Genomic DNA, 12,384 nt, shown 5'->3' with positions numbered 1-12,384 from the left:
GCTCATGCCGACGACGGCGATGGGCTCGTACGAGGCGGGAGCGGCGGCCGGGGCGGGCCGGGTGACGGTCGCCGGGGCGGGTGCGGCGGGTGCGGCGGGTGCGGCGGGCACGGTGGCCGGCTCAGCGGCGGCAGTGGTGACGTCGGGGCGGGCAGGGTCAGGCGCTGACTCCTCGTCCTGGTCGGAGCCGCCGGCCGGCCGGACCACCCGCGCGGCGGACCTGCGGCCGGCGGCGACCGGAGCCACGGCGGCGAGGTGCGCGGCCAACTCCCTCACGGTCGGGTACTCGTAGAGCCGCGGCGCGGTGAGCGACGTCCGGTGGCGGGTGTTGAGGGTGCGGACCCACTCCACGCCGTTGATCGAGTCCAGGCCCATGTCCACGAACGGACGGGTGACCGAGACCTCACTGCGCTCCAGCAGCAGCGCCTCGGCGAGGCTCTCGGCGAGCTCGGCCTCAAGGGCTCTCGGGTCGACGGCGGTCGCCGGGGCCGTCGGGGCGGGCGAGGCGGGGGCGGGCTGCGTCAGGACGGCCTCGCGGGCGGGCTCACGTGCGGGCTCGCGGACGGCCTCGCCCAGCGGCGTGAGCCGGACGGTGGCGCGGGGGCGGTCGGTGGCCGGGGCCGGCACGGGCTGGGCGAGGCGCACGGGCGCGGGGCCCGCGGGCACGGGCACGGGCTCGGCCACGACGGGCCGGGTGGGCGCGGGAGCCACCGGGTCCGCGACGGCCGCGTGCACCGCCGCGCGCGCCGGGGCGGTCACAGCCGTGGTGACCCGGCCCGCCTGGGTCGCCGCCGCGCCCCCCGTGCCGGGCAGCGGGAAGTGCTCCCGGGCGAAGGGGTAGGTCGGCAGCGACAGCCGCCGGGGCGTGCCGTCGTACAGCCGCGCCCACTCCACCGCCTCGCCCGCCACCCAGCGCCGGGCGAGCGCGTCGAGCGCGTCGCGGGTGGGCCGCCACAGCGGGCTGGCCTCCTCCGCGTACGTCTGCCCGGCGCGGTCGCGGCCGGTGCGGGCCGCCTGCCCGGCGGCGGTCGCGGCCAGCGGGTCACCGGCGAGGTGGCGGCGCAGCAGGTCGATCAGCTCGGGCACCGAGTCGACCACGAAGGCCAGCCGGTGCTCCATCGCGTCGCGGCCCACCTGCAGCGTGTACGCGACCTGCGCCGGCTCGGCGTGCCGGCCCCGGCCGGAGAGGTACGCCGCCAGGTTGGCGGCCTGGGCGGTCAACTGCTCCGGGCGCAGCGCGGAGAGGACCACGAGGGCGGAGGTGTCGGCGGCGGCCGAGGCGTACCCGGACCCGCCCTGCGGCCGCGGGTCGTACTCCTCGATCACCAGGTGGGCGTTGGTGCCGCTGAAGCCGAAGGAGCTGACGGCCGCCCGCCGGGGCCCGCCGTCCGGCGAAGTCCACGGCCGAAGGGCGGTGTTGACGTAGAAGGGGCTGTCGGCCAGCGGGATGCGCTCGTTGGGCGAGGAGTAGTTGACGGTGGGCGGCAGCTGCCGGTGCCGCATCGCCAGCAGGACCTTGAGCAGGCCGGCGATGCCGGAGGCGGGCAGCAGGTGGCCGATGTTGCTCTTCACCGAGCCGAGCGCGCAGTAGCCGGTGCGCTCGGTGTAGTGGCGGAAGGCCGCGGTCAGGGCCTCGACCTCGATCGGGTCGCCCAGCCGGGTGCCGGTGCCGTGCGCCTCCAGGAGGGTGATGGTGTCGGGGTCGACGCCGAAGCGGTCGTAGACGTCCTTCTCCAGCAGGGCCTGGGACTTCGCGCTGGGCGCGGTGATGCCGTTGGTGCGGCCGTCCTGGTTCATGCCCCAGCCGCGGATGACGCCGTGGATGTGGTCGCCGTCGCGCTCGGCGTCGGACAGCCGCTTGAGCAGCACCACGCCGATGCCCTCGCCGAGGACGAAGCCGTCGGCCCGCTCGTCGAAGGTGAAGCAGCGGCCGTTCGGCGAGAGCATCCCGGCCTGGCTGGTCATCACGTGCATCGCCGGGCCGGACAGCACGCACACCCCGCCGGCCAGGGCCAGGTCGGAGCGGCCCAGCAGCAGGCTGTCGCAGGCGTGCGCGATGGCCACCAGGGAGGAGGAGCAGGCGGTGTCGATCGCGACGGCCGGGCCGATCAGGTCCAGCAGGTAGGAGATGCGGGCGGCGAGGATCGAGGGCGAGCTGCCGGTCAGCTGCTGGCCGGTCAGGTCGCCGCCGCCGCGCTGGTTGTGGTCGCCGTTGCCGCTGCCCACGTACACGGCGCAGCGGCTGCCGGACAGGCCGCGCGGGTTGACCGCGGCCTCCTCGACGCAGGCCCAGGCGTGCTCCAGGAAGAGCCGGTGCTGCGGGTTCATCGAGGCGGCCTCGGTCCGGGAGATCCCGAAGAAGACCGGGTCGAAGCGGTCCGCCTCGTCCAGGGCGCCCAGCCAGGTGCTGTACGACCTGCCGGGCGTGCTGGGCCGCTCGTCGTAGTAGTCGGCCGAGGGCCAGCGCTCGTCGGGGACCTGGCTCACCGAGTCCACGCCGTCGGCGATGTTCGCCCAGAACTCGTCGAGGTTCCGCGCGCCCGGGAAGGCCCCGCTGACGCCGATCACGGCGATGGCGTCGTCGCCGGACCGGGCCGGGGCCTGGGCCTGCGCACGAGGAGCGGGGGCGGGGACGGGCGCCGGCGTGGGCGCGGGCGGGGCGACCTGGACGGCCGGGGTGGGTGCGGGGGCGGGCGGGGCGATCCGGGCGGCGGGAGCCTGCGCGACGGGCGCGGGGGCCGGCACGGGGGCCGGCACGGGGACCGCGGTGGACGCGGGAGCCGCCTGGGCGAGCCGGGCGAGTTCGCCGGTGACGAAGTCCGTCAGCTGGTCGATCGTCGGGTAGTCGTAGACGCGGGTCGCGTTCAGCGTGAGGCCGAACCGGCGGTTGATGACGTGCACCCATTCGACGCCGACGATCGAGTCGAGACCCATGTCGATGAAGGGGATGTCGGGGGAGACCTCGGAAGGCTCGATGAACAGGGCGTTCGCGAGCGTGGCGGTGAGGTCCGCGGCCACCTCGGCGCTGTTGTACACGGGAGTCGACACGGATTCCTGCGACCTTTCCTCTTCGGTGGTGTCACGTTCGGTGGTGGCACGTTCGGCGGTGGCACGGCTGAACGCGACGCCGTCCGGTGCGATGTCAGCGGGGTGCGGGGCGGTCAGGGCCGGCAGCCGCACCGGGGTCGGGCGCGCGGCGCCCGGGATCACGGCCCGTGCGGCCCGCGCGGGCTCGACGAGCCGGACGACCGGGGCGGCCGCGCGCGTCACCACGGCGGGCGGGGTGGCGACGGGTACCGGCTCGGGCACGACCGGCTCCGGCACGACCGGCGCGGGCACGGCCGGCGCGGCGGTGGCCGGCCGGTCGAGGCCGGCCCCGACCGCGTGCGGTGCGGCGCGGTCCGCCGCACCGGCCGGCTCGGCGTTGCGGCCGCGCACCTCCGCCGAGCGGACGAGCTCGGGGATCCAGAGGCGGGTGGCCGCGAACGGGTAGACCGGCAGCGGGATGCGGCGCGGACCGTCGGCGGGGGCGGCCCCGTCCAGGGCGCTCCAGTCGCAGTCGGCGCCCCGGGTCCAGCGGTCGGCCAGCTCCTCCAGCCGGCCGGCCGCGGCGAGGGCGGCCAGCGCCGGGCCGGTGCACTCCTCGGGGCCGAGGACCGAACGCAGCTCCCTGAGCTGGGCCGTGCGGCCCTGACGCAGACCGGGCGGCAGGGCCGCACCGGCCAGGTACCGGGCCAGACCCGCCGTGAGTTCGGCGACCGAGGACACCACCAGGGCGAGCCGGTGCTCCATGGCCTCGCGGCCGACCTGGAGGGTGTGGGCGATGTCGGCGAGATCGGCGTCACCGAACCCGCGCGCCGGGACGGCGTCGGCGAGCTGGCGCGCCCTGCGCCGCAGCGCCTCCTCGTTCCTGGCGGACAGGACCACGACGGCCGGGCGGGTGCCGGCGGGTGCGGCCGGCCGGATGGGCGCCACGTACTCCTGGAGGATCACGTGCGCGTTGGCGCCTCCCGCACCGAAGGACGAGACACCGGCGATCCGCGGCACCTCGCGTTCGGCCCCGTCCTCGGTGACCACCAGCCGGTCCCAACGCGCGGCCTCCCGCTGGAGCGTGAACGGGCTCGCGGCGAAGTCGATGTTGGGGTTGGTCTCCTCGGCGTGCAGGCTGGGCGCGAGGGTGCGGTGCCGCAACTGGAGGACGGCCTTGGTCACCCCGGCGACGCCCGCGGCGGCCTCCAGGTGGCCGATGGCGGACTTCGCCGAGCCGATCGCGCAGTAGCCGCGCTCGTCGGTGTCCTGACGGAACGCCTCGGTGAGCCCGCGGATCTCGATCGGGTCGCCGAGCTCGGTCCCGGTGCCGTGCGCCTCGATGCAGCCGACCTCGCGGGCCGAGAGCCCGGCCTTGCGCAGCGCGTCGCGGACGACGTCACGCTGGGCCATCGGGTCGGGGACGAAGTAGCCGTTGGTGCGGCCACCGTGGTTGACGCTGCTGGACCGGATGACCGCGTGGACGTGGTCGCCGTCGGCCAGCGCCCGGGACAGCGGCTTGAGGAGCAGCACACCGACGCCCTCGCCGGGGACGAAGCCGTCGCCGCCGAGGCCGAAGCTGCGGCAGCGGCCGTCCGCGGAGAGCATCCGGTGGGAGGCCAGCCTGGTGTACGCGGACGGGTGGAGGTAGAGGTTGACGCCGCCGGCGAGGGCGATCTCGCACTCGCCGCGCCGCAGTTGCTCGCAGGCCTCGTGAATGGCGGTCAGCGAGGACGAGCACATGGTGTCGACGGGCATGCTGGGCCCGTTGAGGTCCAGCCAGTGCGAGACCCGGTTGGCGGCGGAGCCGAACGAGGTGTGCGGGAAGACCTGGTGGCCCTGCTGCCGCAGCTCGACACCGTGCAGTTCGAAGCCCGTCTTGGTGATGCCGGCGAAGACCCCGGCACGGCCGTGGTGCAGGGCCGCGATGCGCTCCCGGGTGTATCCGGCGTCCTCCAGCGCCTGCCAGCAGGTCTGCAGGAAGAGCCGCTGCTGCGGGTCGATCTCGGCGGCCTCGCGGCGGGACATCGCGAAGAAGGCGGCGTCGAAGTCGGCGAACCCGTCGAGGAAGCCGCCCCACTTGGCGTAGCTCCGGCCCTCGGCGAGGGCGCGTTCGACGTCGGGCTCGTAGAAGCCCTCCAGCGGCCAGCGGTCGGCGGGGACCTCGCTGACGGCGTCGACGCCCTCGCGCAGGTTGGCCCAGAAGGCGTCGAGGTCGGGCGCCTGGGGATAGCGGCCGCTCATCCCGATGACGGCGATCGGCTCGTCCGCGCCGGCGGGGGCCGCGCCGGACGTGCGTGGCCGGGGCTGTTCCTGAGGCACCGCGACGGCGGTAGCGGTAGCGGCCAGGTCAGCGGCCCCAGTGACCTCGGCGGCCTCGGCGGCCTCGGCGGGCTCGGCGGCGGGCGGGACGGCCTCGCCGCGCGTCCAGGCCACGCAGTCCGCGCGGTGGGCCGCGACCAGGTGCTCGGCGAGGGCACGCAGCGTGCGGTACTCGAAGAAGAGGGTCTTGGGGATGCCGTCGAACGCCCGGTCCAGCCGGGTGTTCATCTGGATGATCATGATGGAGTCGATGCCGTAGTGCTCCAACGGCTCCAGCGGGTCGACCTGACCGGCGGGGAACCGCGTGACCTCGGCGAACGCCTCGACCAGCCGCGCCACGGTCCGCAGGGTCAACTCCTCCTCGCCGAGCGGCTCGTCCCCGGGCGCCGACCCGACCCCCGGCGCGGCCGCGCCTGCCGGTGCGTCCACCGCTGGTGCGTCCACCGCTGGTGTGCCCTCCGCCGGTGCGCCGCCGAAGGCGGCGGCCAGGGCGCGCAGCCGCGCGGTGTCGCCGTCCAGCACCACCACGTGCGGCTCCGCGCCGGCCAGCGCGGTGTGCAGCGCCCGCAGCCCACGCTCGGTGGCCAGCGGTACGAGCCCGCTGTCGGTGCGCATCCGCTCGGCCCGGGCCGCGTCGACCGCCATGCCGCCCTCGGCCCACAGCGGCCAGGAGACCGATCGGGTGCGGCCGTGCCGCAGCCCGTCGCGCACCAGCCGCTCGCGGTGGCGCGCGTACTGGTCGAGGAAGGCGTTGGCGGCCGCGTACTCGGCCTGGCCCTCGTTGCCGAGGACACCGGCGACGGCCGAGAAGAGGACGAAGCTGTCCAGCGGGAGCTGGGCGGTGGCCCGGTCGAGGTTGACCAGACCTGCGACCTTGGGCGCGAAGACCTCGCGCAGCTCGGCGGTGCCCTTGCGGCTCAGGTGGGCGTCGCGCAGCACCCCGGCGGCGTGCACGACCCCGTCGAGCCGGCCGTGCCGGACCAGGATCTCGGCCACGCGGCGCTCGACGGCCTCGGCGTCGGAGACGTCGAGCTGCCGGTACTCCAGGCGGATGCCGTGCTCCCCGGCGAGGGCGTCCAGCTCGTCGCTGAGCCGCTGGTCCGGCGCGCTGCGTCCGGCCAGTACGGCGACCGCGCCGCTGGTCCGGCGGGCGATCTCGACGGCGAGGAGCCGGCCGATGCCGCCCGCGCCCCCGGTGATCAGGTACACCCCGCCGTCGCGCCACGCGGGCCCGGCGGTGAGCGGTCGGCCGGCGGACGCGGGGATCTCGTCGAGCACGGCCACCTGTCGCACGCCGCGGTCGTAGCGGATCTCGTGGGCGCCGGGATCAGCGGCGTTCTCCGCGAGCAGGTGCGGCAGCGAGGCGGCGGCCTGCTCGGCACCGACCCGGATCAGCTGGGTGACCAGGCGGGAGTTCTCCTTGCGGGCGGTGCGCAGGATGCCGGTGAGGGCCGCCGTGAGCTCCGCGTCCGCGCCGTCGTCGCCGTCGCCGTTGTCGCTGTCGTCCCCGAGGACCACCTGCACCAGCGCGGTGCCGGTGGGGCCTTCGGGGGTGACGGCGCGCAGTTCGGTGAGCAGCCGGTCGGCCAGCGCGAGGAACCGCTCCTCGGGCGCGAGGGCCTGGGTGAGGAGCGCGGCGGTGCGCGTACGGGGCAGGGCCCGGGTGAGTTCGGGCAGCAGCCCCCGCAGGGCGGCGTCCACGAGCACCCAGTGGCCGGCGGATGCCGTCGCGTCGAGGCTCCCGCCGCCGGGGGCGGGCCGGTCCTGCCAGCGGCGGGCCAGCAGCAGCGGCCCCGGCGCGGTGTCGGCCGCGTGGTCGGCCGCGTGGTCGGCGGGCGCGTCCGGGCGCGGTGTGGTGTCGGTCACGGCGGTTACGGCGGGTACGGCGGTTACGGCGGGTACGGCGGGTACGGCGGGTACGGCGGGTACGGCGGGTACGGCTGACTCGACCCAGTAGCGCTCGCGGGCGAAGGGGTAGGCAGGCAGCGGGATCCGGCGGTGGCCGCTGCCGGTGGACAGCTCCGCCAGCGGCAGGCGGTGGCCGGCCAGGTGGAGCCGGGCGACGGCGGTGAGCCGCTCACGGTAGGCGGCCGGGCTCCCGGTGAGGGCGGCGCACTCGCGGATGGCGCGGCTGCCCTCCGCCAACTGCTCCGGGTCCTCCTCGACGTCGCCGCGCAGCTCGCTCCGGAGCACCCGCGGGTCGGCACCGGCGGTCAGCCAGCGCGCCAGCAGGTCGCGCAGGTCGGCGCTGTCGCTGACGACACAGGCGAGCCGGAACCCGAAGTGGCGGCGGCCCAGGGCGAGCGTGCGGCTCAGGTCGCCGCAGTCGGTGTCGGGGACGGCCGCGAGGTGGGCCAGCAGCTGCCGGGCCCGCTGGTCGAGCTGGTCGCGGGTGCGCGCGGACAGCAGGACGAGGTGGCCGGGGCGCGGGTCGGACACCCCGGCGCGCGCGGACGCGGGCGCCTCCTCCACCACGACATGGGCGTTGGTGCCGCTGAAGCCGAAGGCGCTGACGGCCGCCCGGCGGGTGCAGCCGGGCTCCACGTCCCAGTCGCGCAGGCGGGTGTTGACGTAGAAGGGGCTGCTGTCGAGGGCGATGCGCGGGTTGGCGCGCTCGAAGTTGACGGACGGCGGCAGTTGGCGGTGTTCGAGGGCGAGGACGGCCTTGATCAGGCCCGCCACGCCGGCGGCCGCGGTGGTGTGGCCGATGTTGGTCTTGATCGAGCCGAGCGCGCAGTAGCCGGTCCGGGTGCTGTCCTTGCGGAAGCTGCGGGTCAGCGCCTCGAACTCGATGGGATCGCCGAGCGGGGTGGCGGTGCCGTGCGCCTCGACCAGCTGGATGTCGTCGGCGCTGATGCCGAAGTCGTCGTAGACCTGGCGCTGGAGGCGTTCCTGGGCGGCGGCGCTGGGCGCGGTGATGCCGTTGGTGGCACCGTCCTGGTTGATGCCGGAGCCGCGCACGACGGCGCGGATGTGGTCGCCGTCCGCGAGCGCGGCGGAGAGCCGCTTGAGGACGACGATCCCGACGCCCTCGCCGGGCACGAAGCCGTCGGCGCGGTCGTCGAAGGTGTGGCAGCGGCCGGTCGGCGACAGCATGTTGGCGCGTCCGGCGACCCGGTAGAAGTGCGGGGTGGACTGGGCGAAGACACCGCCGGCCAGGGCGAGGTCCACCTCGCCGCTCCACAGCGCCTGGCAGGCCAGGTGGACGGCGACCAGCGAGGACGAGCAGGCGGTGTCGACGGTGATGGCCGGCCCGCGCAGGTCCAGGTGGTAGGCGATCCGCGCCGACAGGATGGACGGCGAGCGCCCCCACATGGCCTGCGCGGGCGCGTCCTCGCCCATCAGGCGCTCGTAGTCGCCGCCGTTGTAGCCCGCGTAGACGCCGCAGCGCAGGCCCTCGACGCCGGCTCCGGCGTGGCCCGCGTCCTCCAGGGCGTTCCAGGCCTCCTGCAGGAAGAGCCGCTGCTGCGGGTCCATGTGGGTGGCCTCGACGGCCGAGATGTTGAAGAACCTCGGGTCGAAGCGGTCGATGTCGGTGAGGAAACCGCCCCGGGGGCAGCGGCGGGCGTCGTCGGCGGGGTTCGCCGGGAGCGGCCAGCGATCGACCTCCTGGGTGAGGTCGCGGCCGTGCGCGAGGTGGTCCCACAGGGCCGCGGGGGTGTCGGAGCGCGGGTAGCGGGCGGCGATCCCGATCACCGCGATCGGCTCGCGCTCGCGCTCGCGCGGGGTGGCAGCGGCAGGGGCCGCGGCGGTGGCCCTGGCGAGGGTGGGCCTGGCGAGGGTGGGAGCGGCCACGGCGGCGGGCGCGGCGGCGGGCTGATCCGCTGCGGGCCGGTCCGCTGCGGGCAGTGGGCCGCCGTCACCGGGCCGCGCCACGGGCTCGCGCGGGACGGTCGGCGCCGACGGCGCCACCGGTCGGTGGTCCCGCATGATGTGCGCGGTGAGGCGGTTGACGGAGGCGTGGTCGTAGAGGCTGGCCGTCGTCAGGTCGATGCCGAGGGCCTCGTTGAGCGCGGCGGAGACCCGGATGCCGACGATCGACTCCAGGCCGTAGTCGGCGAAGGCCGCGGTGGGGTCGATCTCGCCGGCCTCGACCCCGAGGGCCTGCGCGAGCCGGGTGACGACGGTCCGCTTCACCAGGTCCCGCAGCGCCCGCTCGTGCGGGGCGCCCGGCTCGGCCGGCCGCCGCGCCGCGGCGTGGGCGGCCACGGGGGCCGTGGGAGTCACGGCGGTCACGGCTGTAGCGGCTGTAGCAGTGGGGCGGACCGGCGTCGCGTCCTGGTGGATCCACCCGTCACTGAGGGCGCCGACGATCTGCTGGGTCTCGCCCGGTCCAGCGGGCGCGGTGACCGGGCGGAAGCCCTCCTCGCCGAGCAGGCGCAGCCAGCTGTCCGGGGTGAGGGCCGGGCCGCCGGGCACGCGCAGTCCGTCCTCGTGCCGCCACCAGCCGTCGAGCAGGCCGAAGGTGAGGTGGGTGAAGAGACCGTGCCCGGTGATCTCGTTGACCAGCAGCAGGCCGCCGGCCTTCAGCGCGGACTTGGCGTGGCGCAGGGTCCTCGGCAGGTCGCGGGTCGCGTGCAGCACGTTGGCGGCGATCACCAGGTCGTACGTCCCCGGCCGCACGCCCTGGGCGGCGAGCGGGGCCTCGACGTCGAGGATCGCGGTGCTCAGGGCCGGGAGGTCGGTGCCGAACCGGCCGCGGCCGTGCTCCAGGAACACCCGGCTGAGGTCGGTGTAGCGGTAGTCGGCGAGCCGGTCGCGGTACGGGGCCAGCGCGGCGAGCACCCCGGCGGTGGTGCCCCCGGTGCCGGCGCCGATCTCCAGGACGCGGATCCGCGCGTCGGGGTCGCGCTGCGCGAGTTCCCCGACGAACGCGGCGGCGAGGCCGGCCAGCGCGGCGTTGTAGCGGTCGGCGACGGGGTTGCCGCGGTAGACGGACTCGACCAGCTCGGTGGAGGAGGCGGGGAAGAGGACGTCGGTGGCCGGGCGGCGCCCGGTGAGGACGGCCGGTAGCTCGCGCAGCACGGCGTCCAGCAGCCGGGCCCGGGCGGCGGCGTGCGGGTCGGCGGTCAGGTCCTCGCGGGCGGCCCGCCACTCCTCCCAGAGTCCGTCGCCGGCGTCCGGTGCGGTGACGGTCACCCGGTCGCCGTCGACGGCCAGCAGCCCGCGCCCGGCGAGGATCCGCACGGTCTCGGCGAACCACGCGCGGTGGAAGGCGGGCGGACCGAGGCGGCGGGCGGCCTCCCGCAGCGAGTCCGAGCCCGCGCGCAGCACGCCCGCCGCGAGCAGCTGGTGGAGTAGCAGGCGGCCGGCGAGCGGGTCGACGGCGTCCGGTGCCCGGGTGGGAGCGGCGCCCGCGGCGTCCCGGGTCCGCCGGTCCGCCTCGGCGAGCGCCTCGCCCAGCGGGGGCAGGGCGGCCGGGGCCGGGGCGATCCGCCGGTCGGTGGCGGCGAGCGCGGCGAGGGTTTCGGGCCGGGCGGCCTTCACCAGCGCCAGTTGGTCGAAGGGCCCGCCGAGCAGCAGGTCGAGGGCGGCCATGCCCTCGCCCCGCTCGATCGAGAGCCAGCCGAGCTTGGCCATCCGCTCCCGGTACCCGGCGCCGGAGACGATGCCGACGCTGCCCCAGTAGCCGAAGTTCATCACCTTGACCGGGCAGGACCAGGCCTCGGCGAGCGCGTGCGCGTAGGCGTCCCCGAAGACGCAGCCGGCCGCGTAGTTGGCCTGGGCGGCCGCGCGGCTGAAGGACATCGTCGAGGAGAAGAAGACCGCGAAGTCCAGGTCCGCCCCGTCGAACACCTGGCCGAGGCGCACCGTGACGTCGACCTTGGCGGCGAGCGCGGACCGGAAGCCCTCCTCGGTCATCGCGTGCAGGGCCGCGTCCCGCAGGACGATCGCGGAGTGCACGACGCCGTTGATCCTGCCGTGGCGGGACTCGACCGTGCGGCGGACCCGCTCCAGGGCGGCGCGGTCGGTGGCGTCGGCGCGCAGGTACTGCGGCGCGGGGCCGAGCGCGGCCAGCCGGCTGATCTTCCGCTCGATCGCGGCGTCCTGCTCGCGCCGGCCGACCCAGACCACCTGCGCCCGGTGGTGGCGGACGACGTGCTCGGTCCACACCTCGCCGAGGCCGCCGGCGCCGCCGATCACCAGGTAGACGCCGCCGTCGCGGTAGACGCCGCCGGCCGGCCCAGGGAGTGTGCCGGAGAGAGCGCCGGAGGGTGTGGCGGCGAGTGGGACGGAGGGCTCGACGGGCACCAGGCGCTGCCTGAACCAGCGGCCGCCCGCCCGGCCCCAGCTGCCGTCGGCCGCGTCGCCGGGCAGGGCGAGCAGGCCGTCGGGGGAGGCGTCGGCGGCGGTGAGGTCCAGCGCGCGCACCGACCAGTGAGGGCGTTCCTTGGCGAGCGAGCCGGCGAGGCCGTGCACACCGGCGTGTGTCGGGTCGGTGCCGGCCCGGCCGGGGACGGGAAGGGCGTCCTCGGTGACCAGGGTCAACCCGAGCGGCCGAGCCTGGTAGCCGGCCAGGTCGAGGGCCTGGACGAGGCGGAAGCAGGCGAGGGTGCCGTCACGCTGGCCGGTCACCAGCGACTCGTCGGTCACCAGCGACCCGGTGCCCACACCGGCGCCGGCGCCGGGCGGTGCTAGCCAGAACACGTGGGCGAGGTGTCCGTGGGCGGCGAGCTTCGCCGCGAGGTCCTCGGTACCGGCGTCCGGGGAGAGGCAGTGGGCGTCGGAGAACTCCCGCAGGAGCGAGCCGCGCAGGGCGGGGGAGCCGCCGATCAGGACGACCGGCTCGTGCGCGGCGGGCCACGCGGGGGCGTCGGGGGCGGGGACGGGGTCCCAGACGGGAGCGAGCACGGTCGGCTCGCCCTCGCCCTCGACCTCGCGCGGGTCCGGCGCGGGGGAGCCCGCGGCGGTGGCCGGGGCCGCGGCGCGCTGCCGGGCGATCAGCCGGACCGCGTCGGCCTTGGTCAGGCGGCCTTCCCGGACGTCGTCCACGATCTGCCGCAGCGCGTCGGTCTGCCGTTGGTCGTCCGTCAT

The 12,384-nt window shown here is 76.3% G+C and carries 1 protein-coding gene (cut by a window edge); it reads right to left on the bottom strand.

Annotated features, from left to right (window positions below):
* Window positions 1–12,384, bottom strand: the 5' portion of a protein-coding gene (locus OG455_RS00370) for an SDR family NAD(P)-dependent oxidoreductase (protein WP_266288904.1). Its footprint begins 9,174 nt before the window's first position; only the first 12,384 of its 21,558 coding nucleotides appear in the window; its start codon is at window positions 12,382–12,384; the stop codon falls past the left edge of the window.

This window comes from Kitasatospora sp. NBC_01287, assembly GCF_026340565.1.
In the GTDB taxonomy this organism is placed as follows: Bacteria; Actinomycetota; Actinomycetes; order Streptomycetales; family Streptomycetaceae; genus Kitasatospora.
Note: the sequence above shows the minus strand (reverse complement) of the source record. Positions and strands in the feature narration are given on the sequence as shown.